Source organism: Pseudomonas sp. TCU-HL1 (genome assembly GCF_001708505.1).
Taxonomy (GTDB): domain Bacteria; phylum Pseudomonadota; class Gammaproteobacteria; order Pseudomonadales; family Pseudomonadaceae; genus Metapseudomonas.
Genome location: NZ_CP015992.1, coordinates 998237 through 1022239 on the forward strand (window position 1 = coordinate 998237; position 24003 = coordinate 1022239).

Consider the following 24003-nt stretch of genomic DNA (forward strand, 5'->3'; position numbering starts at 1 on the left):
GGCGACTGAAACATTCGGTTGCATTTGCCGAACAAAGCGTTCGATCAGCGAGTCCCTCATCTGAGATTTCTGACCAAAGAGACAGATTTTTCCTTTGTCTCTGTCAGTGATTTCGTTAGAATTTGACTCTAAAGTCAGGTTCATCCCTCCGACTACTCTCATATCTACGCCCCTTCTCCCTGAATGGGTCGACAACCGTGTATTGCACAAAGAAAGGGGCCGGCCAACGCCGGTCGATGAGGAACGGGCATGTCCACTCCTGAGTTATCCCGCCGCGCCTTCCTGCAAGGCAGTGTCGTCGCCGGCATCGGCATCACCCTTGCCCCCTTGGGCAGCAAGGCCTTCGCCGCGCTGTTCGAAGAGCAGGTCACTCGCACCCCCGAGCCCTGGTACACCGCTGGCGGCCAGGCCCGTGGACGGATCGACGGCGTCAGCAAGGTCTGCGGCGGCAAGGTGTTCGCCCGTGATATCCGCGCCAAGGACATGCCCGGCTGGCCGCAGCAGCAAGGCCATGCGCTGCTGCTCAAGGCCACCCGTGCCGACCATCTCTATCAAGGTTTCGACCTGTCGATGCTGGGCGATGAGCTGAAACCGGATCGCGTGGTCACCGCCGTCGACCTGGCGCGCGACGGCATCGCCTTCCCCGAAGGCCACAGCCCTGATCCCTTCCTGCCGGAAGGCCAGGTGCCCATGTTCATCGGCCACCCGGTGGCGCTGCTGATCTGGAAGGACTTCGACCGCTACCGCCGGGCGAAGAACATCCTCAAGTTCAACGAGAAGGTGGTGCGTTATGGCGATAAGGCTCCGTTGTACCAGCGCGACCCCTACGGCAGCTTCCGCTTCGTGCGCGTTGGCGGTGCCACGCCGTTCGAGCCGGATACCTTCTCCAGCCTGAAGGACAGCATGCTGTTCCCGCTGATCCGCGAGCGCAAACCCACCTGGGGCGCCGGCAACCCGGCGGGCGACCTGACCGCCCGGGGCATCTACCACGCCGAGCAGATGCAAGCGAAGCTGGCCAATCCGCCGGAAGGCTGGATGGTCTTCGATGAGCGCTTCAAGACCCAGTCCATCGAGCCGGCCGCCCTGGAAGCGGACAACGGCAACGGCTGGTACGACCCGGCCAGCGGCACCCTGCATTTCGTCGTGGCCACCCAGTGCCCCTTCGAAGTGGCTGAGCAGACCGCGCACATGCTGGCGCCGTCACGCTTCAAGGTGCAAAAACTGAATATGCACCCCGGCTACACCGTGGGTTACGGCTCCAAGGACAACAACATCTTCGTGTTCTACGCCGCGCTGGCCGCCATCTACGGCGATGGCGTGCCGGTGCGCCTGGCCAATGACCGCTACGAGCAGTTCCAGAGCGGCATCAAGCGTCACCCGTTCGACATGCACTACCAACTGGCGGTGAAGAAGGACGACCTGTCGTTCCAGATCTTCCGCGCCCACATGGATGTCGACGGCGGTGGCCGCATCAACTACAGCCCCTCGGTCGCCGCCGTGGGCGCCACCGCTGCGCAGTCCATCTATTACCTGCCACAGAGCGACCTGGCCGCCACCGCCTACCACTCCCGTGGCGTCGAAGCCGGCTCCATGCGCGGCTACGGCACCCTGCAGACCATGGCCGCCACCGAGATGATGGTGGACGAAGTGGCCGCGCGCCTGGGCGTCGACCCCATCGAACTGCGCCGCAAGAACGTCTTCAAGTCCGGCATGAAGAACACCCAGGGTGCGATTCCCGCCGGTGCCCTGCGCCTGCAGGAAATCCTCGACAAGGCCGCCCAGCACGACGTCTGGAAGAACCGTGACGCCCGCAAGCGCGAGGAAGAGGCGAAGGACCCGGACCACTACTACGGCGTCGGCTTCGCCATCTGCCAGAAAGACTTCGGCACCGGCTCCGAGGCGCCGATGGCGAGCCTGGAGTTCACCGCCGAAGGCCGCGTGATGCTGCGCCAGATCGCCATCGACATGGGCACCGGCATGGCCACCTCCCAGGCCCTGCTGGTGGCGGACTATCTCGGCCGCCCAGCGCATGAAATCCGCACCGGCGTCACCGAATGGGCCGAACTGGACCTGACCACCAGCGGCAACCCCTATCTGATCAGCCAGGCCGAGCAGGACGCGGCGCTGAAGAACCCGCGCTGGGTCGGCAAGCTCGCCTCGCCGTCCTCGGCGACCAACTCAGCCTACTACTCCGGCCACGGCACCCGCGAAGCGGCGCGCCTGCTGTTCAACCACGGCCTGTGGCCGGCGGCGCTGGCCATCTGGGGCCGTGGTGAGTTCGGCGGCCTGGCCAATCCCTACGTGGTGCGCCGCGAGGACGCCCACTGGGTGGAAGGCAAGCTGACCGCCAACGGTCTGCCGCCGATTCCCTTCGAGGTGCTGGCGCACAAGGCCCATGAACTGGGCCTGGTCACCGGTGTCAGCGTCCACGGTTTCAACCGCTGGGCCTGGGCCGAGGGCGAGTTCGAGATCGACGGCAAGCGCGACACCTTCCCGCTGGACGCGGTGGCGGTGAAGTACGGCGACGGGGCCACCAAGGAGAAGAAGGCGAAGATGACCAGCTACGGCTATCACCTGCTGGATCGCACCGCCATCAGCTACCCGCCGACCCAGTTGAACAACGCCATGGTCACCTACTACAGCCCGGTGGCCACGCTGGTCGAAGTGAAAGTGAACAAGGGCAGTGGCGAGGCGCGAGTGATCAACCATCACTCCTGGCTGGAGTGCGGCCGGGTCATCGTGCCCGAGCTGGTGCGCGGCCAGCTCGAAGGCGGTATCGCCATGGGCATTGGCCACGCACTGCTGGAAGACATGCCCCTGTATGAGGGCGGTCCCGGCGAAGGCACCTGGAACTTCAACCGTTACCAGCTGCCGCGCGCCAAGGACTGCGCGGTCTGGAAACAGACCGCCGAAATCCTCCCGCCGCTGTCGCCCAGCGACCCGGCCAAGGGCATCGCCGAAGTGGTGATGATCCCCGTGGTCGGCGCCATCGTGAACGCCGTGGCCCACGCCACTGGCAAGCGCCTGCGCGACCTTCCCCTGACTCCGGCCCGCATCAAGGAGGCCCTCCATGGCTAAGCGCGCCCTCAGCATGACACTCAACGGCCGGGCCGTCGGCCCGTTCACGGTGGACGACGACCTGATGATGATCGAGTTCCTCCACGAACACCTGAACCTCACCGGTTCGCGCCTGGGCTGCGGCCAGGGCATCTGCCACGCCTGCGTGGCGATCCTCGACAAACCGGACGGCACCAGCGAGGAAATCCGCACCTGCATCACCGGCGCGCACTTCTTCGACGGCAAGAAGGTGCGCACCATTGAAGGCCACGCCAAGCGCGATGCCAAGGGTGAAGTCACCGAGCTGAACCCGATCCAGCAGAAGTTCATCGACCAGTTCGCCTTCCAGTGCAGTTACTGCACCCCCGGCTACGTCAACGCCGCCACCGTGCTGGTGGAAAAGCTCCAGCGCCAGCCGGTCAAGCGCAGCGAACTGGAAGGGGAGATCGAGCACGCCCTGGGCAACCATATCTGCCGCTGCACTGGCTATGTCCGCTACTACAACGCCGCGCGCGAAGTGGTAGAAGGCCTCGGCCTGGTCAAGGAGGGTTGAGGATGCGTTCGTTACTCCTCGCGGCCCTGCTGCTGCCCCTGACCGCCCAGGCCGCTGAACAGCCGGCGGACAAGGCGCTGATCGAGCGTGGCAAGTACCTGGCCCGCGCCGCCGACTGCGTGGCCTGCCACAGCATCGAAGGTGGCGCCGAGTACGCCGGTGGCCTGCCGCTGGTATCACCGTTCGGCACCATCTATGGCACCAACATCACCCCAGACAAGGAACACGGCATCGGCCACTACAGTGCCGACGAGTTCTTCAAGGCGGTGACCCAAGGCGAGCGCAAGGACGGCGGCAAACTCTACCCCGCCATGCCCTACACCTCCTATCACCTGCTCAAGCGTGACGACTCCGACGCCATCTACGCCTACCTGATGAGCCTGGACCCCATCGCCAAGCCGAGCCCGAAGACCGAACTGGCCTTTCCCTTCAACGTGCGCTTCGGCATGACCTTCTGGAACATGCTCTACAAGAACCGCGTGCAGCTTGAACCGGCTGACGGCAAGGGCGAGGAATGGCAGCGCGGCCAGTACCTGGTGGAAGTGCTCGGCCACTGCGGCGAGTGCCATACCCCGCGCAACGCCGTTGGCGCCCTGCAGCAGGACCTGCGCATGACCGGCGGCGTGATCCTCGGTTACGAGGCACCCAGCCTGCTGGCCAGGGACCTCGCCGAACGTGGCTGGACCACGGACGACCTGACCACCTTCCTCAAGCACGGCATCAGCGACCAGGGCTCGGTGTTCAACGAGATGTACCCGGTGCTGCACCACAGCACCCAGTACCTGCCCCGGGACGATCACCGAGCGATGGCCACTTACCTGCTGGGCGAACAACCGCCGACGCCACGCAAGATCGCCGCCGTGGCCGAGGCGGAACTAGGGGAAAGCGCCGCTCGCGGTCGCCAGGACTACCTCAACGTCTGCGCCGGTTGCCATGGCGCGGCAGGCGAGGGCGTTCCCCATGTGGCAGTGGCCATGAATGGCAATACAACCCTGCGGCTGGCGGATTCCCGCAACCTGCAGCGAGTGATCGACGATGGCATTCGCGAGCAGCAGTTCACCGGCTTCGAACGGATGCAGCCAATGCCCGGTTTCAGGGATAAACTCGACGACGGCCAGATGCGCGACCTGCTCAATTACCTGCGCCAGACCTGGGGTGGCCTCGACGGCGAGGTAAGCTCGGAGCGGGTGGCGGAACTGCGCAGCGAAGCCCCGTCCCACTGATAACGGTATCCCCCACGATGCAACACCTCGATCTGCTGGTCGTGCGCAAGGCCCTGGAGTGGTCGACTTCCGGCCAGCGCGTGTGGCTTTGCACCGTCCTGGCCACTTACGGCTCGGCGCCTCGCGCGCCGGGCTCGCTGCTGGCGGCCACCGCCGACGGTCACTGGATCGGTTCGCTGTCCGGCGGTTGCGTGGAAGATGATTTCCTCGAACGCCTGTCCGCCGGAGCCTTCCCCGAACCGGTGCAAACAGTGCGCTACGGCGACGGCAGTGACACCCAGTCGTCGATCCGCCTGCCCTGTGGCGGCATTCTCGACGTGCTGGTGGAGAACCTGCCCGCCGATTGCGACGTCCAGGCCCACCTGCGCGAGCTGGAAAGCGCCCTGGCCGGCCAGCGCCGGCTGATTCGCGAGGTTTCCCTGCCCGACGGCGCGCGCCGCCTGCTGCCGGACCGCGAGCACGGCCCACGAGTGGAGCGCCAGGGCGACCTGCTTCACCTTCGCGTCGGCGCCGCCCAGCGCCTGTTGCTGGCGGGCTATTCCTCCGTGGCCCAGGTGTGCGCCGAGTTCGGCCAGAGCCTGGGCTTCGAAGTGGTGCTCTGCGATCCGCGCGATGAGGCGTTGCAGGGCGTCGAGTTGCCGGGCGTGGAAATCCGTCGCGAACTGCCGTCGGAGTTCATCCGCCAGGGTGGTTGCCATGCCGATACCGCCGTGGTCGCCCTGACCCACGATCCGAAGATCGACGACCTGGCGATGATCGAGGCGGTGCGCACCGAGGCCTTCTACATCGGCGTGATGGGCTCCATGGCCACCAGCGCCAAACGCATGGAGCGCCTGCGCCGGGTGGGTGGCCTGAACGAGACGGAACTCGCCCGCATCATCGCGCCCATCGGCCTCAACCTGGGCAGTAAGACCCCGTCCGAAATCGCCTTGGCGGTGCTCGCGGACATCCTGCGAGTGCGCAATGGGATTGCGCGGGAGAGGGTTTAAGGCAGGCCTGCTTTTCTTTTGTAGGGGCGAATTCATTCGCCAAGGGCAGCTATGCTGCCCCCTTCGGTCCTGCAGGGCAGACCTTCGGCCTGCTTGGCGATTGAAATCGCCCCTACAGTGGATGAGTTCACCCCTACAGTTTCATCGCCCTCGGGAGTTGATGCATGCCCACTGTCCCCGCCCTGATCCTTGCTGCCGGCTTCGGCACCCGCTTTGGCAGCGACAAGCGCCGCGCCACCCTGCCTGACGGCCACACCCTGCTGGCCGCCAGCCTGGCGCGGGCGCAGGTGGTGTTCGACGAGGTTCACCTGGTGCTGCGCCCGGAGGACGATCCGGCGGAGTTGGGGCTGCCGGAAGGCTGCAATATCATCCTTTGCAAAGACGCCGGGCAGGGCATGGGCCACAGCCTGGCAGCGGGTGCGCGGGCGTTGGCGGGCGGAGAAGGGGAGGCCATCGCCGTGTTGCTCGGCGACATGCCCTGGATCGCCGAATCCACCCTCTGCGCGCTGGTGGCCAAGGCCGCGTCGAGCCGTATCGTCTTCCCCGTCCACCATGATGAACGCGGTCATCCCGTGCTGTTTGGCCGGGAGTTCTGGCCTGAATTGCAGGCGCTCACGGGCGACGAAGGCGCGCGCCGGGTCCTGCGTGCCCATGCCGCTGCCTGGGTGGCGGTCGGGGTGGACGATCCGGGGGTGCTACGCGACGTGGACAGCCCAGCAGCCCTCTCCCCCGACCCCTCTCCCTGAAAGGTAGAGGGGTGACTCGCGCCTGGCGCGCCACGCCTTTCCTGTGGGCGCGAATTCATTCGCGAAAGGCCGCGCAGCGGCCCTGACAGGCATGCGGCGGTCGGCCGCGCGGCAACCTGTCGCGCGGCAACGAACCACAGCTTCCAGAAAGCCTTGAACGGCTAATCTCTATGCATTGCTTGATCCGCGTCAAAACCCTTGGCGCGGATTTGTGAAGGGTCGACCTGGCCCGCATCCAGTCGCAGCAGACCCCACAAGAACAATTCGGCTCGGCCTGGCTCCTGTACACAAGGGAGCTGCGCGGGGCCCGTGCCCGTATCAACCTGATTAGAGGATTCGCCATGTTCGGATTGGAGGCTCTCGATCTCGCCCGAATGCAGTTCGCCTTCACCGTGTCGTTCCACATCATCTTCCCGGCCATCACCATTGGCCTGGCGAGCTACCTCGCCGTGTTGGAAGGACTGTGGCTGAAGACCGGGCAGGAGGTCTACCGCGACCTCTATCACTTCTGGTCGAAGATATTCGCCGTGAACTTCGGCATGGGTGTGGTCTCCGGCCTGGTCATGGCGTACCAGTTCGGCACCAACTGGAGCGCCTTCTCCGACTTCGCCGGGGCCGTCACCGGGCCACTGCTGACCTATGAGGTATTGACCGCCTTCTTCCTCGAGGCCGGCTTCCTTGGCGTGATGCTGTTCGGCTGGAACCGCGTGGGGCCGAGCCTGCACTTCTTCTCCACGGTGATGGTGGCCATCGGCACCATCATCTCCACCTTCTGGATCCTCGCTTCCAACAGCTGGATGCAGACCCCGCAAGGCTACGAGATCATCGATGGCCGCGTGGTGCCGGTGGACTGGCTGGCGGTGATCTTCAACCCGTCGTTCCCCTACCGCCTGCTGCACATGGCCACCGCCGCCTTCCTCGCCACCGCCTTCTTCGTCGGCGCTTCGGCGGCCTGGCACCTGCTGCGCGGCCGCGACAACCCGGCGATCCGCAAGATGCTCTCCATGGCCATGTGGATGGCGCTGATCGTGGCCCCGGTACAGGCGTTCATCGGCGACCTGCACGGCCTCAACACTCTCAAGCACCAGCCGGTGAAGATCGCCGCGATGGAAGGCCACTGGGACAACAGCAGCGGCGAAGCCACCCCGCTGATCCTTTTTGGCTGGCCGGACATGGAACGCGAGGAAACCCGCTTCAAGGTGGAGGTTCCCTACCTCGGCAGCCTCATCCTGACCCACAGCCTGGACAAGCAGGTGCCGGCACTGAAGGACTTCCCCAAGGAAGACCGCCCCAACTCCACCGTGGTGTTCTGGTCCTTCCGTATCATGGTCGCCCTGGGGCTGCTGATGATCCTGGTCGGCGTCTGGAGCCTGTGGCTGCGCTGGCGCGGCGGGCTGTTCCGCTCGCGGCCGTTCCTCTACCTGTGCCTGTGGATGGGACCCTCCGGGCTGATCGCCATTCTTGCCGGCTGGTTCACCACCGAGATGGGCCGCCAGCCCTGGGTGGTCTATGGCCTGATGCGCACGAGCGAGGCAGCGTCCAATCACAGCGTCAGCCAGATGAGCCTGACCCTGGTGAGCTTCGTGGTGGTGTACTTCGTGCTCTTCGGCGCGGGGCTGGGCTACATGATGCGCCTGGTGCGCAAGGGCCCGGTCACCGACGAAGGCAAGGAACAGGGCATCGGCGGCCCCGGCCAGCACCGAACCCCCGCCCGCCCGCTCTCGGCGACCGAAGAGGGCATGGACGATGACGACAACGCTGCAACCCTGCCGAGGAATTGAACATGGGCGTCGACCTTTCACTGATCTGGGCCATCATCATCATCTTTGGCGTGATGATGTATGTGGTGATGGACGGTTTCGACCTCGGAATCGGCATCCTCTTCCCCTTCGTCAAGGATGACGGCGAGCGCGACGTGATGATGAACACCGTCGCGCCGGTCTGGGACGGCAACGAGACCTGGCTGATACTCGGCGGCGCCGGCCTGTTCGGCGCCTTCCCGCTGGCCTACTCGGTGGTCCTCTCCGCGCTCTACCTGCCGCTGATCCTGATGCTGCTGGGCCTGATCTTCCGTGGCGTGGCTTTCGAGTTCCGCTTCAAGGCCAAACCGGCCAAGCGTCACCTCTGGGACAAGGCCTTCATCGGCGGCTCCATCGCCGCCACCTTCTTCCAGGGCGTGGCGCTCGGCGCCTACATCGAAGGTATTCCGGTGGTGGGCCGCACCTTTGCCGGCGGCTCGCTGGACTGGCTGGCACCCTTCCCGCTGTTCTGCGGCCTGGGCCTGATCGCCGCCTACGCGCTGCTGGGCTGCACCTGGCTGATCATGAAGACCGAAGGCCGCCTGCAGCAGCAGATGCACGACTTGGCGCGCCCGCTGGTGCTGGTGCTGCTGGGCATCACCGGCATCGTCAGCATCTGGACCCCGCTGGCCCATGAGGACATTGCCGCGCGCTGGTTCAGCCTGCCCAACCTGTTCTGGTTCATGCCGGTGCCGATCCTGGTGCTGATCTGCACCTGGGCGCTGCTGCGCGCGGTGGCCAACAACGCCCACCACGCGCCTTTCGTGCTGACCCTGGTGCTGATCTTCCTCGGCTACAGCGGCTTAGGCATCAGCCTCTGGCCGAACGTGATCCCGCCGTCCATCTCCATCTGGGAGGCCGCCGCTCCGCCGCAGAGCCAGGGCTTCATGCTGGTGGGCGCGTTGTTCATCATCCCGTTCATCCTGATGTACACCGCGTGGAGCTACTACGTGTTCCGCGGCAAGGTGACCCAGGAAGACGGTTACCACTAGGAGAGGCCTGTGGATAACGCCGAGAATAAGCCCCTGTGGAAGCGCCTGGGCTGGCTGGTGGGCATCTGGGCCCTCAGCGTGCTGGCCCTGGGCGCGGTGGCCTACCTGTTGCGGATGGTCATGACGGCGGCGGGGTTGAGTACGCAGTGAGGTAAGTCCGAGCGGGCGTCAGCTTCCCTCACCCCAACCCTCTCCCAGAGGGAGAGGGGGCTGTCCGTGCCTAGGGCTGACCGGCGTGAGTCACCCCTCTCCCCTTGGGAGAGGGGCCGGGGCGGGCCGCGTTCGGATGAGGGTAGTCAGGCCCCGCACGGAGTTATTTGCTCGCCTTCAACACCACGAATTTCGGCGTGGCCGCCACCTGCTCCACCCCCCGGAACAGGCGCTTGAGCTTGGCGTGGTAGCCCAGGTGACGGTTGCCCACTATCCACAGCTCGCCCCCTGCAACCAATGCATTGCGCGCCTGCACGAACATGCGCCAGGCGAGGAAGTCGCCCACCACCTGCTGCTGGTGGAAGGGCGGATTGCACAGCACCAGGTCCAGCGAGTCCGCCGGCTGTTCGGCCAGACCGTCGCCGGCGCGGATATCCACGGGGCGTTCGCCCAGCGCTGCTTGCCAGTTTTCCCGCGCTGATTGCACTGCCATGTACGACTCGTCCATCAGGGTCATCTGCGCCTGCGGGTTGGCCAGGGCGTAGGCGATGCCGAGCACGCCGTTGCCGCAGCCCAGGTCCGCCGCGCGGATGTCCGCCAGGCTGCGCGGCAGGTGCGGGAGGAAGGCGCGAGTGCCGATATCCAGCCCTTCGCGGCAGAACACGTTGGCGTGGTTGATCAGCGTCAGGCGTGGCTGGTCCAACTGGTAGCGGGTGGGGTAGGGCGAGGCGATGGCCGGTTTCTGCTCGGGCGTTGCGATCAGCAGGCGGGCTTTCTTCACGGCAAGGGACGGCTGCATCGGGCCGATGTATTTCGCCAGCAGTTCGCCTGCGGCGTGAGGCAGGTGCTTGACCATGCCCGCAGCGACCACGGTCGCGCCGGGAGCCAGTTGGCCATGCAGGCGGATCAGTTGCTCTTCCAGCAGCGCCAGGGTCTTGGGCACGCGGATCAGTACCCGGTCGAACGGACCCTCGGCCACCTCGCTGGCGGGCACGAAACGCACGTGTCCGGCCTCCAGTCCATTGCGCGCCAGGTTGCGCTGCAGGGCGATGTGGCCCAGGTGGGAGTCGCCGCTGCTGGTGACCTGCGCGTGAGGGGCAAGGCTGGCGGCCAGGGCGCCGAAACTGTCGTTCAGCACCAGGATGCGCGTATCGCTCGTGAGGCCCTGCTCATGCAGGTGGCTGAGCAGGTATTCGTCGGCGGCGTCGAAGGCCTGCAGCGGGTCGTCCTGCTGCTCGGGCTGGCGAACGAGGTCGAGCTGGGCGAAAGGCGTAGCAAATATAGGCATAAGAACCGGCGGTGTTTCTGAAGGCCGCTTTGCGCGACACTGGGACGGCCTTCGAACGAATCGGAAATGAGTGGGAGCGGAGTATGACCGCCAGCGAAGAGAAGTTCACCCGTCAGACCTTGCTGGAAGTAGAGACCCTGACCCCCAGCTTGTTCACCCTGCGTACCACCCGTGACGCGGGCTATCGCTTCCGCGCCGGCCAGTTCGCCCGCCTGGGCGTGACCAAGGCCGACGGCAGCACGGTCTGGCGCGCCTATTCCATGGTCTCGGCGCCCCATGATGAGTACCTGGAATTCTTCTCCATCGTCGTACCGGGGGGCGAGTTCACCAGCGAACTGTCGCACCTTGCGGAAGGTGACACCCTGATGGTCGACAAGACGGCCTTCGGCTTCCTCACCCTCGACCGCTTCGTCGACGGTCGCGACCTCTGGCTGCTGGCCACCGGGACGGGCCTCGCGCCCTTCCTGTCGATCCTCCAGGACCTGGAAGTCTGGCAACGCTTCGAGCGCATCATCCTGGTCTACAGCGTGCGCCAGGCTGCCGAACTGGCCTACCAGCCGCTGATCGACGACCTGAAAAATCGCGATTACCTGGAGGGCGTGGCCGAGAAGCTGCTGTACATCCCCGTGGTGACCCGCGAGGACGTTTCCGGCGCGCTGCACGGGCGCATCACCACCCTGATCGAGAACGGCGAACTGGAACGCGCCGCGGGCCTCGACCTGATCCCGGAACATTCCCGCGTGATGCTCTGCGGCAACCCACAGATGATCGATGACACGCGTGCCGTGCTGAAAACGCGTGACATGAACCTGAGCCTGACCCGTCGACCGGGGCAAGTGGCAGTGGAGAATTACTGGTAGAGAGGCATCGCGAATGAGTTCGCTCCCACAGGGGGCACCGGATGCCTTTCATTGTGGGAGCGAATTCATTCGCGAAAGGGCTGCATAGCAGCCCCTGATTCACGCCTCCATCTCGACCCGGCTCGCACAACCCCCATCACACCTCCCTGGGCAACTGCACCCGGTACTGCTGCGCCCGGTGGCGCGTTCCATGCGCCGGGCCACGGGTTCGTCGTCGGCAAACGGCAGCATGGTGGCTTCGTCCAGCTGGCGTTGGTCGCGGCCCCCCAGGCAGGCCTGGGTGGTGAGGTAGAAGAACGCCAATGCGGCCAGGCTGAGCAGTGCATAGGCGCCTTCGCTATCCATGGGCGACCGCCTGCGGCACCACTTCGGTGGTGCGCACATCGCCGACGCGAACCGTGCGCCAGGTGTTCCAGGCCATCAGCAGCATGCCGGTGACGAAGAAGATGCCGCCCACCATACGCACCACGAATCCGGGGTGGCTGGCTTCCAGAGCCTCTACGAAGGAATAGGTGAGGGTGCCGTCCTCGTTGACCGCACGCCACATCAGGCCCTGGGTGATGCCGTTGACCCACATGGAGGCGATGTAGAGCACGGTGCCGATGGTGGCCAGCCAGAAGTGCGCGTTGATCAGACCGGTGCTGTGCATCTGCGCGCGGCCATACAGCCGGGGGATCAGGTGGTAGAGCGAGCCGATGGTGATCATCGCCACCCAGCCCAGCGCCCCGGCGTGCACGTGGCCGATGGTCCAGTCGGTGTAGTGGGACAGCGCGTTGACCGTCTTGATGGCCATCATCGGGCCTTCGAAGGTGGACATGCCGTAGAAGGCGAGAGAGACCACCAGAAAGCGCAGGATCGGGTCGTCGCGCAGCTTATGCCAGGCCCCGGAGAGGGTCATCATGCCGTTGATCATGCCGCCCCAGCTGGGAGCCAGCAGGATGATCGACATCACCATGCCGAGGGACTGCGCCCAGTCGGGCAGGGCGGTGTAGTGCAGATGGTGCGGACCGGCCCAGATGTACAGGGTGATCAGCGCCCAGAAGTGCACGATGGATAGCCGATAGGAATACACCGGACGCCCGGCTTGCTTGGGAATGAAGTAGTACATCATCCCCAGGAAACCGGTGGTCAGGAAGAAGCCCACGGCGTTGTGGCCGTACCACCACTGCACCATGGCGTCGGTGGCACCGGAGTAAACCGAGTAGGACTTGAACCAGCTCACCGGAATGGCCAGGTGGTTGACCACGTGGAGCATCGCCGTGACCAGGATGAAGGCGCCGAAGAACCAGTTGCCCACGTAGATGTGCTTGGTCTTGCGCTTCATCACGGTGCCGAAGAACACCACTGCGTAGGCGACCCAGACGATGCCCATCCACACCGCGCCGGTGAACTCCACCTCGGCATATTCCTTGGTGGTGGTCAGCCCCTGAGGCAGGGTGACCAGCAAGATCACCACCAGCGCCTGCCAGCCCCAGAAGGTGAAGGCGGCAAGCCCGCCGCCGAACAGCCGCGCCTGGCAGGTGCGCTGCACCGTGTAGTAGCTGGTGGCGAACAGCGCACTGCCGCCGAAGGCGAAGATCACCAGATTGGTGTGCAGTGGGCGCAGGCGGCCGAAGCTGGTCCAGGGCAGATTGAGGTTCAGGTCCGGCCAGACGAGCTGGGCGGCGATGAACACCCCCATGCCCATGCCGACGATGCCCCAGACCAGGGTCATCAGGGTGAACTGGCGAACCACCTTGTAGTCGTAGGCGGGTGCCTGAAGTGCGGTACTCATGTGCGAGCCTTTCGGTTGGGAGGACTGAGCGGCCGTCATTCTGGAAATCCCGTTGCCGGGGAAACAGACTCAGATAAACGTACTTTTTAGTGCTCAGACTGGGGGCCGTCTCTGCAGGTAACCACCGAGGTCCCTGTAGGCGCGAGCTCTGCTCGCGAACCGGGCCTTCGCGAGCAGAGCTCGCTCCTACGGAAGTTGAATCCCTGGCTGATCTGATACGGTTTTTCACACTGAAACTGGCGCTGTTTATAGGCAGCCCTGCTGGCCATAGTGACGGCTCCGCCTGCCTTGCTGGAGCCGCTTGCATGTACCACTACGACGACTACGACCGCGCCCTGGTGCAGGAGCGCGTGGCGCAATTCCGCGACCAGGTGGCGCGGCGCATCAGCGGAGAACTGAGCGAGGAAGAGTTCCTGCCGTTGCGCCTGCAGAACGGCCTCTATATGCAAAAGCACGCCTACATGCTGCGGGTCGCCATTCCTTACGGGACGCTGTCGTCGAACCAGCTCCGCTGCCTGGCGCGCATCGCCCGCGAGCACGATCGCGGCTACGGCCACTTCACCACCCGGCAGAACATCCAGTTCAACTGGATCGAATTGGCCGAGGTGCCGGACATCCTCCAGCAGTTGGCCGAGGTCGAGATGCACGCCATCCAGACCTCCGGCAACTGCGTACGCAACATCACCACCGAAGCCTTCGCCGGGGTCGCCGCTGACGAGTTGCTGGACCCGCGCCCGCTGGCGGAAATCCTGCGCCAGTGGTCCACGATCAATCCCGAGTTCCTCTTCCTGCCGCGCAAATTCAAGATCGCCCTCTGCTCCGCCGGGCAGGACCGCGCAGCAGTGCAGATGCACGATATCGGCTTGTACCTGTATCGCGACGATTCCGACGAGATGCGCCTGCGGGTGCTGGTGGGCGGGGGATTGGGACGCACGCCGATTCTTGGCCAGCAGATCCGCGACGGCCTGCACTGGCGCCACCTGCTGTCGTATGTCGAAGCCATCCTGCGGGTCTACAACCGCCATGGCCGGCGCGACAACAAGTACAAGGCGCGGATCAAGATCCTGGTCAAGGCACTGGGCATCGAGGCCTTTGCCCGCGAGGTGGAAGCCGAATGGCAGTACCTGAAGAACGGCCCGGCCGAGTTGACGGAGACTGAGTACCAACGGGTCGCCAGTAGCTTCGATGCGCCGACCTATGCGCGGCTGGATGACACTGACCTCGACTTTGGCAGTCAACTGGCACGGGACCCGGAGTTCGCCCGCTGGTGCGCGCGCAACCTGCAACCGCACAAGGTGCCGGGTTATGCTGCCGTGGTGCTGTCCACCAAGCCCGGGCCGGGTGCCCCGCCCGGCGATGTCACCGATATCCAGATGGAGGCCGTGGCCGATTGGGCCGAGCGCTTCGGCTTTGGCGAAATCCGCATCGCCCATGAACAGAACCTGGTGCTGCCCGACGTGCGCAAGGCCGACCTGCACTCGCTCTGGCTGCTGGCCCGCGAAAAGGGCCTGGCGACCGCCAACATTGGCCTGCTCACCGACATCATCGCCTGCCCGGGTGGCGACTACTGCTCCCTGGCCAATGCCAAGTCCATCCCCATCGCCCAGGCCATTCAGGCGCGCTTTGTCGACCCGCTGGCGTTGCAGGAACTGGGTGAGCTGAGTCTCAACATCTCCGGCTGCATGAACGCCTGCGGGCATCACCACATCGGCAACATCGGCATCCTCGGTGTGGATAAGGGTGGCAGCGAGTGGTACCAGATCACCCTGGGCGGCGCTCAGGGCATGGACAGCGAGTTGGGCAAGGTGATCGGGCCTTCCTTCAGTGCCGACGAGGTGCCGGATGTGATCGGAAAGGTTGTGGAAACCTTCCGCGATTACCGCGAGCCGGAGGAGCGCTTCGTCGACACCGTGCGGCGTATCGGCCTGGACCCCTTCAAGGAACGGGTCTACGCCCGCTTGGAGGTATCGGCATGAACAACCTGATCAAGCTCGTGGACGGTGAAGCTCGCCTGGTGGAGGACCCCTGGACCCTCGTTCGCGAGGCAGGAGAATCCCTGCCTGACGGGCAGCTGGTCCTGCCGCTGGCGCTCTGGCGCGAGCGCGGCGGCCGCGACGGGCTGTTGCTGCAGCCGGATGATGAAGTGGAGCCGCTGGCGCCGTTGGCCGGCGATCTGCCGCTGATCGCGGTGGACTTTCCGAACTTCCGTGACGGTCGCGGCTACAGCCAGGCCTACCTGCTGCGTACCCGCCTGGGATGGCGCGGAGAGCTGCGTGCGGTAGGCGATGTACTGCGCGACCAGCTCAGCCACATGCGCCAGTGCGGTTTCGATGCCTTCGCCGTGCGTGAAGACAAATCCGTCGAAGACGCACTCAAGGGGCTGGCCGGTGTGAGCGTGCTGTATGGGCGCTCGGTGATCGAGCCAAAGCCTCTATTTCGTAGGCGCTAAGAGATTTCGTACATGAATGGTAAAAATTCCTCGCTTAGAGTTGCTGATTTTCTGACCTAGCATTCGCAGTTCGTTTATCCGAACTGGAAACCAATGGACAGCGATAGTTGTAAGCCGCCCCCTGCAACCCCGGGTGCGGCCGTCCCCCTCCCCACTGGCGTCTGCGCACGCCGATTCGAATTACAGCTCCCCGCTGCCTACTCTTCGTGCATGTCGATGCAACGCCCGCAGGCGTGGTTCGCGCCTGCCCGTAAACCTGGTTCGAGCGCCTGACCCCAATGGAATGGATAGTTGACCCCACGGCCTGGCTGGGCCTCTTGACCCTGATCGTCCTGGAAATCGTCCTGGGCATCGACAACCTGGTATTCATCGCCATCCTGGCTGACAAGTTGCCGCCCCATCAGCGGGACCGCGCGCGGCTGATCGGCCTGTCGTTGGCATTGGTGATGCGCCTGGGCCTGCTGGCCAGCATCTCCTGGTTGGTCACCCTCACCACGCCGCTGTTCGAGGTGTTCGATAAGAGCTTCTCCGGCCGTGACCTGATCATGCTGTTCGGTGGTGTGTTCCTGCTGTTCAAGGCCACCATGGAATTGCATGAGCGCCTGGAAGGTCGGGTCCACAGCCAGGGCGGCAGCCGTACCTACGCGCTGTTCTGGCCGGTGGTGGCGCAGATCGTGGTGCTGGATGCGGTGTTCTCCCTCGACGCGGTGATCACGGCCGTGGGCATGGTTGAACACCTGGAAGTGATGATGATCGCCGTGGTGGTCTCCATCGGCCTGATGATCATCGCCAGCAAGCCGCTGACCGCCTTCGTCAACGCCCATCCCACGGTGATCATGCTGTGCCTGGGCTTCCTGATGATGATCGGTTTCAGCCTGACCGCCGAAGGCTTGGGCTTCCACATCCCGAAAGGCTACCTGTACGCCGCCATCGGCTTCTCGCTGCTGATCGAGGCCGCCAACCAGCTGGTGCGCTGGCGCCGCAAGCGCCAGCTCCAGGGCGACCGCAGCGTGCGTGAGCGGACTGCCCATGCCGTGTTACGCCTGCTGGGCGGCCGTGGTGTGGAGGCCGAAGAGGTGGGCGAGGACATCGCCGACCTGTTGCACGGCGACGATATTGGCAAGGTGCCCTTCGATCGTCGTGAGCGGATCATGATCAGCGGCGTGCTGGGTTTGGCCGACCGCCCGATTCGCACCCTGATGACCCATCGCAGCGACGTGGAACGCATCGACCTGGCCGAACCGCGTGAAAGCATCCGCGGCGCGCTTCTGCGTTCGCCGCACTCGCGTCTGCTGGTGATCCGTGGTGGCGACGTGGACGAGCCTCTGGGCTATGTGCACAAGAAAGAACTGCTGCGTGAACTGCTGCAGGGTGAAGGGCTGGAAATCGAGCAATTGCTGCGAATTCCGCCGAATCTGCCGGAAAGCGCCTCGGTGCTGACTGCCCTGGAAGAAATGCGCAAGGCCTCTACTCACGTGGGCTTCGTGGTCAACGAGTTCGGCGGTTTCGAGGGGCTGCTGACCATGACGGATATCCTCGAATCCATCGCGGGCGAACTGCCCGACGCCAGCGAGGTGGACGGTCTGGACATCGAGCCCTGCGAAGGGGGCTGGACAGTCAGCGGTGCGGTGACCCTTAGCCTGCTCGGCGAGCGCCTGGGGTTCTCCGCCAGGCCCGGCGAGGACTACCAGACGCTGGCCGGCCTGACCATGAGCCTGCTGGACCGCCTGCCGGTGACTGGCGATGCCCTGGAAATCGAGGGCTGGCAGTTGCAGGTGATCGAGGTTACAGAGCGACGGGTGAACCGCTTGCTGCTCAAACCCATAGCCCAGGTGAGCTGATGGTCTGTGGGAGCGACTTCAGTCGCGAAATGAAGAAGGGCCGCGATGCGGCCCTTCTTGCTGGTGCCCGGCGCGATCGCGAATGAATTCGCTCCCACAACCAGGCGCCTCCGGCGCTTCTGGACTACTTGTCCCGCTGCGACTTCAGCAGGTCGCGGATTTCGCTCAGCAGCTCCTGGTCCTTGGTCGGCGCGGGTGGGGCTTCCGGGGCCGCAGCCTCTTCGCGCTTGAGCTTGTTGATCACCTTCACCCCCATGAAGATCGCGAAGGCCACGATCACGAAGTCCAGGATGGTCTGGATGAACTTGCCGTAGCTCAACACCACTGCCGGGATATCGCCCTCGGCTGCCTTGAGGGTGATGGCCAGGTCGGAGAAGTCCACCCCGCCGATCAGCAGGCCAATGGGCGGCATGATCACATCACCCACGAAGGACGAGACGATCTTGCCAAAAGCTGCACCGATGATGATGCCCACGGCCATGTCGACCACGTTGCCCTTGACGGCGAAGGCTTTGAATTCGTTGAGCAGACTCATGTTTCACTCCCTGAGGTTCTGGATTTAACGCTGAAGTGTAATTCAGACGGTCAAGGCTGCCAGCCAAGGCGACCTCCCTGTGCGGGCGCACATGCTAGCGCACTGGCGCGTGGATTCCGTCAGGCGGCGCTTTCGCGCGGCGGCCGCTGGTCTAGCCTGAGAGGGAGGCTGCAAGAGGAGGGTCGCTGCCATGCCACTAGAACATCACCCGCTCAACCGTGAATTTCCCGAGTTCAAGGACACGATGCGCTCGCTGATGCAGAGCGATGCGCACTTTGCCCGGTTGGCGGGGGAGTATCAGAACCTGGATTCGCGTATCTACGAAGTCGAGGACGGCAATCAGGCCCTCGACGACAACGCCTTGCATGGTTTGAAGGTGCAACGGGTCGCCCTGAAGGACGAAATCGCCCGGATGCTCAAGAGCGCCAGAGGCTGAAGGGCTTCTTGACCGGGGTCAACGGGCGCCGGGAGGCCACCGGATAGGCTGCGGCACTCATCATCTGGAGCCTGTCCCATGCCTGCCACTCTCAAACTGTCCGGCGCGGACCTCTCGTCCGCGTCGTCCCCTTCCCCTGACCGCCAGGAAGCCAACGAGCGCCTGGACCGCCTGCAACAGCAGTACGATCTGCTGCAACTCCGAATCCAGCGCGTGGAGGAAGGCAGCGAACCGGACGACGGTTCCAACCTGACCAGCCTGCGTATGCGCCTGGACGCCTTGCAGCAGGACCTGGAACGGCAGCGCCGGCGCGCCAGCGGCCAGTGCTGCAACTGTGGGGGCGGCTGCCGGGGCTGATCCGCTATCATGCGGCCTTTCGTTTTTTGACGGAGGCCGCTGATGGCCAAGGCCAAGCGCATGTATGGCTGCACCGAGTGCGGCGCCACCTTCCCCAAATGGGCTGGCCAGTGCGCCGATTGCGGTGCCTGGAACACCCTGGTGGAAACCGTGCTGGAGGGCGTCGCTGCCACATCAGGCGGACGCACCGGCTGGGCGGGCCAGCAGGCGCAGATAAAGACCCTGGCGGAAGTCAGCGTCGAGGAAATGCCGCGCTTCTCCACCAGCTCCCACGAACTGGACCGCGTCCTCGGCGGTGGCCTGGTGGATGGCTCGGTGGTCCTGATCGGCGGCGACCCCGGCATCGGCAAATCCACCATCCTCCTGCAGACCCTCTGCAACATCGCTGCACGCTTTCCCGCGCTCTACGTCACCGGTGAAGAATCCCAGCAGCAGGTCGCCATGCGTGCCCGCCGCCTGGGGCTGCCGGAAGACAAGCTCAAGGTCATGACAGAGACCTGTATCGAGAGCATCATCGCCACGGCACGGGTGGAGAAGCCCAAGGTGATGGTGATCGACTCCATCCAGACCATTTTCACCGAGCAACTCCAGTCCGCCCCTGGCGGCGTGGCCCAGGTTCGCGAAAGTGCGGCCTTGCTGGTGCGCTTTGCCAAGCAGAGCGGTACGGCGATCTTCCTGGTGGGCCACGTGACCAAGGAAGGTGCTCTGGCCGGTCCCCGCGTGCTGGAGCACATGGTGGATACGGTGCTGTATTTCGAAGGGGAGTCCGATGGCCGCCTGCGCCTCCTGCGTGCGGTGAAGAACCGCTTCGGCGCGGTTAACGAACTGGGTGTGTTCGGCATGACCGACAAGGGCCTGAAGGAGGTCTCCAATCCCTCGGCCATTTTCCTCACCCGCGCCCAGGAGTCCGTGCCCGGCAGTGTGGTGATGGCGACCTGGGAAGGTTCGCGGCCCATGCTGGTGGAGGTCCAGGCCCTGGTGGATACCAGCCACCTGGCCAACCCGCGCCGTGTGACCCTGGGCCTGGATCAGAACCGCCTGGCCATGCTGCTCGCCGTGCTGCACCGCCACGGCGGCATCCCCACCTACGACCAGGACGTGTTCCTAAACGTGGTGGGCGGGGTGAAGGTTCTTGAAACCGCCTCCGACCTGGCGCTGATCGCCGCCATCATCTCCAGTCTGCGCAATCGCCCCATGGCCCATGACGTTCTGGTGTTCGGTGAAGTGGGGCTGTCTGGCGAAGTGCGCCCTGTACCCAGCGGCCAGGAACGCCTCAAAGAAGCCGCCAAGCATGGCTTCAAACGCGCCATCGTGCCCAAGGGCAACGCCCCCAAGGAAGACCCGCCAGGCTTGAGCGTGGTCGCGGTGACGCGCCTGGAACAGGCGCTGGATGTGTTGTTCGAGTAGCGGGGAACCTGACTTTCGCGAATGAATTCGCTCCCACAGGGGCAGCGCGCAGCCCATCGCCGGCACGGATAGCCCCCTCTCCCGCTTGAGGGAGAGCGCTGGGGTGAGGGTGGGGGGCTATGCAGGGAGTCCAGAGGGTGGACCTTCGGTCCGCTTCAGCGATTGAAATCGCCCTCACAAATTCAGGACGAGGCTCCAGTGCTAAGGCTCGCCCAATGCCGTCAGTTCCCGCTCCAGCAGCTCCTCGCTGCCCAGGTTGAGCTCCACCAGGCGCCGCAAGTGGCTGATGGAGTCCAGGTCGATATGCCGGCAGATGAAACCGAGCTGGCCGTCTTCGGCACGGGTCAGTTCCACATCCATTTGCACCTGGATGCCGGCACCGAGGTCGATGCATACATTGAACGGTCGGGTTGGGTCGCCGTCCCAGTTTTCCGGACGGATCACCAGCAAACCCTTGAGGGAGATGTCGTGCAGCTCCGCCGTCCAGCGCTGGTTGCCCTGGGCGATTTCGGTGGCGGCGTCAAAGTTGATGCGGTGGAAGCGCCGACGTTCGCTGGCGGTTTCACTCATGTTCATGCTCCTGCGAGATTTCAACCACTATAGACAAGGCTGGCGGAGCATTCATTCGCCCCAGCGCCAGTGATCCACAGAACACCGTTGACCTTGCACGGCGCTTGCTGTGGGTCAATTGGTCGGCGCGGTCCAGCGGTTCTCCAATGCTTCACGGGCCAGGTGGCGGGTTTGACAGTTCCCCATCCGTCGCCAAAGCTGCTTAGGCGGTTTTTCTATAAATCCATGCGGAGCGCAAATAATGGATAAGCGACTGCTTAGCAAGGGGTTGATCGTGGGGTTGCTGGGCGCAGCCAGCCTGGCGGCGCAGGCCGATGAAGCCGGCGGCAAGGGCTGCGGCTGGGGCAACATGGTGTTCGAAGGCCAGCGTGGCCTGGCTCCCCACCTGCTGGCGACCACCACCAACGGCACTTCCGGAAACGCCACCTTCGGCCTGACTTCGGGTACCAACGGCTGCGATTCCAGTGTGCGTATCGGCTACGGCGGCCGCTCCTTGCTGGCCATGAACGGCATGCTGGACAACATTGCCGAGGACATGGCCCAGGGTAAGGGCGAGGCACTGGACGCCTATGCCACCCTGCTGGGTATCGAGCAGTCCGACCGCGCCCACTTCGCCCAGGTCACCCAGGCCAACTTCTCCAGCATTTTCTCCGGCGCGGACGTCACCGGGGAGCAAGTGCTTGCCGCGACCCTGGACGTGATGAGCCGCGACCAGCAACTGGCCCGCTACGCCAAGCTGCCGAGCTAAGTTCCGCACTGCATAAAAGAGCCGGGCAATGCCCGGCTTTTTTCTAGCCCCCGGTCGCGCAAAGGGGCATTCCAGACGTTGGTCGGCACGCCGATGCCTCCAGAGCGACTAAGCTTGTGCCGCAGCGTGTCTGTTCATCCATTCGGAGCTTCCTATGAACAATAAAAACAGCGTCCTGCGCCACCTGCCCTGGGTGGTGCTGGCTGTGGCCGGCGCCTGTGCCCTGGGTGTCGTCGCGTTGCGCCGCGGCGAAGCGATCAACGCCCTGTGGATTGTGGTTGCCGCCGTCGCCTTGTACCTGGTTGCCTTCCGCTATTACAGCCTGTTCATCGCCACCCGGGTGATGCAGCTCGACTCCACCCGTGCCACGCCGGCGGTGCTCCACAACGACGGTCTGGACTACGTTCCGACCAACAAGCACGTGCTGTTCGGGCACCACTTCGCGGCCATCGCCGGCGCCGGCCCGCTGGTGGGTCCAGTGCTCGCGGCGCAGATGGGCTACTTGCCCGGCACCCTCTGGCTGATCGCCGGGGTGGTCCTGGCCGGCGCAGTGCAGGACTTCATGGTGCTGTTCATTTCCAGCCGCCGTAATGGCCGTTCCCTGGGCGAGCTGGTGCGCGAGGAAATGGGCGAGGTGGCCGGCACCATCGCGCTGTTCGGCGCCTTCCTGATCATGGTCATCATCCTCGCGGTGCTCTCGCTGATCGTGGTGAAGGCCTTGGCCGAAAGCCCGTGGGGTATGTTCACCGTGATGGCGACCATCCCCATCGCGATGTTGATGGGCATCTACATGCGCTACATCCGCCCGGGCCGCATCGGCGAGATATCGGTGGTGGGCGTGGCGCTGCTGCTCGCCTCCATCTGGCTCGGCGGCCAGGTGGCCGCCGATCCGGTCTGGGGCCCGGCCTTCACCTTCACCGGCGTGCAGATCACCTGGATGCTGATCGGCTATGGTTTCGTTGCCGCCGTGCTGCCGGTCTGGCTGATCCTGGCTCCGCGCGACTACCTGTCGACCTTCCTCAAGATCGGCACCATCGTCGCCCTGGCCATCGGCATCCTGATCACCATGCCGGAGCTGAAGATGCCGGCGCTGACCCAGTTCGTCGACGGCACCGGACCGGTGTGGAAGGGCACGCTGTTCCCCTTCCTGTTCATCACCATCGCCTGCGGCGCGGTGTCCGGCTTCCATGCGCTGATCTCCTCGGGCACCACGCCCAAGATGCTGGCCAGCGAGTCCCATGCCCGCTACATCGGCTACGGCGGCATGCTGATGGAGTCCTTCGTCGCCATCATGGCCATGGTGGCCGCCTCGGTGATCGAGCCGGGTGTGTACTTCGCCATGAACAGCCCGCCGGCGGTGGTGGGGGCGGATGTCACCAGCGTCGCTGCGGCCGTCAGCAGCTGGGGCTTCGCCATCACGCCCGAGCAGTTGGAAGCGACCGCCAGGGACATCGGCGAGCACAGCATCCTGGCCCGTGCCGGTGGTGCGCCGACCCTGGCGGTGGGTATCGCGCAGATCCTCCACCAGGTGCTGCCGGGTGAGAACACCATGGCATTCTGGTACCACTTCGCGATCCTCTTCGAGGCGCTGTTCATCCTCACCGCGGTGGATGCCGGGACCCGTGCCGGTCGTTTCATGCTGCAGGACCTGCTGGGTGAGTTCGTTCCGGCACTCAGCAACACCGAGTCCTGGACGGCCAACGTCATTGCCACCGCCGGCTGCGTGGCCATGTGGGGCTGGTTGCTGTACCAGGGCGTGATCGACCCGCTGGGCGGCATCAACACCCTGTGGCCGTTGTTCGGCATCTCCAACCAGATGCTGGCGGGCATCGCCCTGATGCTGGGCTGTGTGGTGCTGATCAAGATGAAGCGCCAGCGCTACGTCTGGGTCACCCTGATCCCGGCCATCTGGCTGCTGATCTGCACCACCACCGCGGGCCTGATCAAGCTGCTCGATCCGAACCCGGCGGTCGGCTTCCTGGCCCTGGCCAAGAAGTACAGCGACGCGCTGGACGCCGGTCAGGTGCTGGCGCCGGCCAAGGACATCGGCCAGATGCAGCACGTGATCTTCAACGCCTACACCAACGCGACCTTGACCGTGCTGTTCCTCTTCGTGGTGCTGAGCATCCTGTTCTACGCTATCAAGGTGGGCCGGAACGCCTGGATGAAACCGGAGCGTACCGACAAGGAAGCGCCGTTCCAGCCGATTCCGGACGCCTGAGGAGGGAC

22 protein-coding genes are annotated in these 24003 nt (G+C 64.6%); 17 read left to right on the forward strand and 5 right to left on the reverse strand.

Annotation, left to right across the window (positions count from 1 at the left end; all coding sequences use genetic code 11):
- Positions 1–249 precede the first annotated feature (249 nt).
- The 8 genes from THL1_RS04630 (at position 250) to THL1_RS04665 (ending at position 9509) form a co-directional block, all read left to right on the forward strand.
- Positions 250–3078, forward strand: coding sequence for a xanthine dehydrogenase family protein molybdopterin-binding subunit (locus THL1_RS04630; protein ID WP_069082165.1), 2829 nt, complete (start codon positions 250–252; stop codon positions 3076–3078).
- Positions 3071–3610: a (2Fe-2S)-binding protein gene (locus THL1_RS04635; protein WP_069082166.1), complete on the forward strand. Its 540-nt coding sequence runs from the start codon at positions 3071–3073 to the stop codon at positions 3608–3610. The genes THL1_RS04630 and THL1_RS04635 overlap by 8 nt, the downstream gene beginning before the upstream one ends.
- A 2-nt stretch (positions 3611–3612) precedes the next feature.
- A complete protein-coding gene (locus THL1_RS04640) occupies positions 3613–4833 on the forward strand; it encodes a cytochrome c (RefSeq protein WP_069082167.1) in 1221 nt (406 codons plus the stop codon).
- Positions 4834–4850: 17 nt separating this feature from the next.
- A complete protein-coding gene (locus THL1_RS04645; RefSeq protein ID WP_069082168.1) occupies positions 4851–5822 on the forward strand; it encodes an XdhC family protein in 972 nt (323 codons plus the stop codon).
- 164 nt (positions 5823–5986) lie between these two features.
- Positions 5987–6568 (forward strand): nucleotidyltransferase family protein, encoded by a 582-nt coding sequence (locus tag THL1_RS04650; protein WP_069082169.1) that lies wholly within the window; start codon positions 5987–5989, stop codon positions 6566–6568.
- Between the two features lie 341 nt (positions 6569–6909).
- Entirely contained in the window at positions 6910–8349 is a 1440-nt protein-coding gene (locus tag THL1_RS04655; RefSeq protein WP_069082170.1) for a cytochrome ubiquinol oxidase subunit I, read from the forward strand.
- A 2-nt stretch (positions 8350–8351) separates the two neighbouring features.
- Complete coding sequence (cydB, locus tag THL1_RS04660) at positions 8352–9359, forward strand: cytochrome d ubiquinol oxidase subunit II (RefSeq protein ID WP_069082171.1); 1008 nt, start codon at positions 8352–8354, stop codon at positions 9357–9359.
- A 9-nt stretch (positions 9360–9368) separates the two neighbouring features.
- Positions 9369–9509 (forward strand): DUF2474 domain-containing protein, encoded by a 141-nt coding sequence (locus THL1_RS04665; protein WP_069082172.1) that lies wholly within the window; start codon positions 9369–9371, stop codon positions 9507–9509.
- A gap of 163 nt (positions 9510–9672) precedes the next feature.
- On the opposite strand, the gene THL1_RS04670 is transcribed toward THL1_RS04665, so the two are convergent.
- Entirely contained in the window at positions 9673–10797 is a 1125-nt protein-coding gene (locus tag THL1_RS04670; RefSeq protein WP_069082173.1) for a methyltransferase, read from the reverse strand.
- An 83-nt stretch (positions 10798–10880) separates the two neighbouring features.
- Here THL1_RS04670 and THL1_RS04675 point away from each other — a divergent pair, with 83 nt between their 5' ends.
- On the forward strand, positions 10881–11657 hold the full coding sequence (locus THL1_RS04675; protein WP_069082174.1) for a ferredoxin--NADP reductase: 777 nt from the start codon (positions 10881–10883) through the stop codon (positions 11655–11657).
- Between the two features lie 99 nt (positions 11658–11756).
- On the opposite strand, the gene THL1_RS04680 is transcribed toward THL1_RS04675, so the two are convergent.
- Positions 11757–12002, reverse strand: coding sequence for a cbb3-type cytochrome c oxidase subunit 3 (locus THL1_RS04680; protein ID WP_145928257.1), 246 nt, complete (start codon positions 12000–12002; stop codon positions 11757–11759).
- Complete coding sequence (ccoN, locus tag THL1_RS04685) at positions 11995–13431, reverse strand: cytochrome-c oxidase, cbb3-type subunit I (RefSeq protein WP_069082175.1); 1437 nt, start codon at positions 13429–13431, stop codon at positions 11995–11997. The genes THL1_RS04680 and ccoN overlap by 8 nt, the downstream gene beginning before the upstream one ends.
- 305 nt (positions 13432–13736) lie before the next feature.
- Between ccoN and THL1_RS04690 the strand changes: the two genes are divergently transcribed.
- From THL1_RS04690 to THL1_RS04700, 3 genes are all read left to right on the forward strand, one after another.
- Entirely contained in the window at positions 13737–15407 is a 1671-nt protein-coding gene (locus tag THL1_RS04690; protein WP_069082176.1) for a nitrite/sulfite reductase, read from the forward strand.
- A complete protein-coding gene (locus THL1_RS04695) occupies positions 15404–15880 on the forward strand; it encodes a DUF934 domain-containing protein (RefSeq protein ID WP_069082177.1) in 477 nt (158 codons plus the stop codon). The genes THL1_RS04690 and THL1_RS04695 overlap by 4 nt, the downstream gene beginning before the upstream one ends.
- A 278-nt stretch (positions 15881–16158) precedes the next feature.
- A complete protein-coding gene (locus THL1_RS04700; protein WP_069082178.1) occupies positions 16159–17721 on the forward strand; it encodes a TerC family protein in 1563 nt (520 codons plus the stop codon).
- 124 nt (positions 17722–17845) lie between these two features.
- Here THL1_RS04700 and mscL read toward each other — a convergent pair whose 3' ends face one another.
- Positions 17846–18256, reverse strand: coding sequence for a large-conductance mechanosensitive channel protein MscL (gene mscL / locus THL1_RS04705; RefSeq protein ID WP_069082179.1), 411 nt, complete (start codon positions 18254–18256; stop codon positions 17846–17848).
- A gap of 190 nt (positions 18257–18446) precedes the next feature.
- Here mscL and THL1_RS04710 point away from each other — a divergent pair, with 190 nt between their 5' ends.
- The 3 genes from THL1_RS04710 to radA all read left to right on the forward strand — a co-directional run bounded on the left by THL1_RS04710 (position 18447) and on the right by radA (position 20456).
- A complete protein-coding gene (locus THL1_RS04710) occupies positions 18447–18692 on the forward strand; it encodes a YdcH family protein (protein WP_069082180.1) in 246 nt (81 codons plus the stop codon).
- A 78-nt stretch (positions 18693–18770) separates the two neighbouring features.
- The gene (locus tag THL1_RS04715; protein ID WP_069082181.1) at positions 18771–19049 is read left to right on the forward strand and encodes a hypothetical protein; all 279 of its coding nucleotides are present in this window, start codon (positions 18771–18773) and stop codon (positions 19047–19049) included.
- A gap of 42 nt (positions 19050–19091) precedes the next feature.
- A complete protein-coding gene (radA, locus tag THL1_RS04720; protein WP_069082182.1) occupies positions 19092–20456 on the forward strand; it encodes a DNA repair protein RadA in 1365 nt (454 codons plus the stop codon).
- A gap of 201 nt (positions 20457–20657) precedes the next feature.
- Here radA and THL1_RS04725 read toward each other — a convergent pair whose 3' ends face one another.
- The gene (locus THL1_RS04725; protein WP_069082183.1) at positions 20658–21026 is read right to left on the reverse strand and encodes a PilZ domain-containing protein; all 369 of its coding nucleotides are present in this window, start codon (positions 21024–21026) and stop codon (positions 20658–20660) included.
- 241 nt (positions 21027–21267) lie between these two features.
- Here THL1_RS04725 and THL1_RS04730 point away from each other — a divergent pair, with 241 nt between their 5' ends.
- Positions 21268–21774, forward strand: a complete 507-nt coding sequence (locus THL1_RS04730; protein WP_069082184.1) for a DUF3015 domain-containing protein — start codon at positions 21268–21270, stop codon at positions 21772–21774.
- Between the two features lie 154 nt (positions 21775–21928).
- The gene (locus THL1_RS04735; protein ID WP_069082185.1) at positions 21929–23995 is read left to right on the forward strand and encodes a carbon starvation CstA family protein; all 2067 of its coding nucleotides are present in this window, start codon (positions 21929–21931) and stop codon (positions 23993–23995) included.
- The last annotated feature ends 8 nt before the right edge of the window (positions 23996–24003 follow it).

What these genes read in the sequence shown, in the direction of transcription:
- THL1_RS04630 (WP_069082165.1), top strand. Translation starts at nt 250, where the DNA reads ATGTCCACTCCTGAGTTATCCCGCCGCGCCTTCCTGCAAGGCAGTGTC.
- THL1_RS04635 (WP_069082166.1), top strand. Translation starts at nt 3,071, where the DNA reads ATGGCTAAGCGCGCCCTCAGCATGACACTCAACGGCCGGGCCGTCGGC.
- THL1_RS04640 (WP_069082167.1), top strand. Translation starts at nt 3,613, where the DNA reads ATGCGTTCGTTACTCCTCGCGGCCCTGCTGCTGCCCCTGACCGCCCAG.
- THL1_RS04645 (WP_069082168.1), top strand. Translation starts at nt 4,851, where the DNA reads ATGCAACACCTCGATCTGCTGGTCGTGCGCAAGGCCCTGGAGTGGTCG.
- THL1_RS04650 (WP_069082169.1), top strand. Translation starts at nt 5,987, where the DNA reads ATGCCCACTGTCCCCGCCCTGATCCTTGCTGCCGGCTTCGGCACCCGC.
- THL1_RS04655 (WP_069082170.1), top strand. Translation starts at nt 6,910, where the DNA reads ATGTTCGGATTGGAGGCTCTCGATCTCGCCCGAATGCAGTTCGCCTTC.
- cydB (WP_069082171.1), top strand. Translation starts at nt 8,352, where the DNA reads ATGGGCGTCGACCTTTCACTGATCTGGGCCATCATCATCATCTTTGGC.
- THL1_RS04670 (WP_069082173.1), bottom strand. Translation starts at nt 10,797, where the DNA reads ATGCCTATATTTGCTACGCCTTTCGCCCAGCTCGACCTCGTTCGCCAG.
- THL1_RS04675 (WP_069082174.1), top strand. Translation starts at nt 10,881, where the DNA reads ATGACCGCCAGCGAAGAGAAGTTCACCCGTCAGACCTTGCTGGAAGTA.
- THL1_RS04680 (WP_145928257.1), bottom strand. Translation starts at nt 12,002, where the DNA reads ATGGATAGCGAAGGCGCCTATGCACTGCTCAGCCTGGCCGCATTGGCG.
- ccoN (WP_069082175.1), bottom strand. Translation starts at nt 13,431, where the DNA reads ATGAGTACCGCACTTCAGGCACCCGCCTACGACTACAAGGTGGTTCGC.
- THL1_RS04690 (WP_069082176.1), top strand. Translation starts at nt 13,737, where the DNA reads ATGTACCACTACGACGACTACGACCGCGCCCTGGTGCAGGAGCGCGTG.
- THL1_RS04695 (WP_069082177.1), top strand. Translation starts at nt 15,404, where the DNA reads ATGAACAACCTGATCAAGCTCGTGGACGGTGAAGCTCGCCTGGTGGAG.
- THL1_RS04700 (WP_069082178.1), top strand. Translation starts at nt 16,159, where the DNA reads ATGGAATGGATAGTTGACCCCACGGCCTGGCTGGGCCTCTTGACCCTG.
- mscL (WP_069082179.1), bottom strand. Translation starts at nt 18,256, where the DNA reads ATGAGTCTGCTCAACGAATTCAAAGCCTTCGCCGTCAAGGGCAACGTG.
- THL1_RS04710 (WP_069082180.1), top strand. Translation starts at nt 18,447, where the DNA reads ATGCCACTAGAACATCACCCGCTCAACCGTGAATTTCCCGAGTTCAAG.
- THL1_RS04715 (WP_069082181.1), top strand. Translation starts at nt 18,771, where the DNA reads ATGCCTGCCACTCTCAAACTGTCCGGCGCGGACCTCTCGTCCGCGTCG.
- radA (WP_069082182.1), top strand. Translation starts at nt 19,092, where the DNA reads ATGGCCAAGGCCAAGCGCATGTATGGCTGCACCGAGTGCGGCGCCACC.
- THL1_RS04725 (WP_069082183.1), bottom strand. Translation starts at nt 21,026, where the DNA reads ATGAGTGAAACCGCCAGCGAACGTCGGCGCTTCCACCGCATCAACTTT.
- THL1_RS04730 (WP_069082184.1), top strand. Translation starts at nt 21,268, where the DNA reads ATGGATAAGCGACTGCTTAGCAAGGGGTTGATCGTGGGGTTGCTGGGC.
- THL1_RS04735 (WP_069082185.1), top strand. Translation starts at nt 21,929, where the DNA reads ATGAACAATAAAAACAGCGTCCTGCGCCACCTGCCCTGGGTGGTGCTG.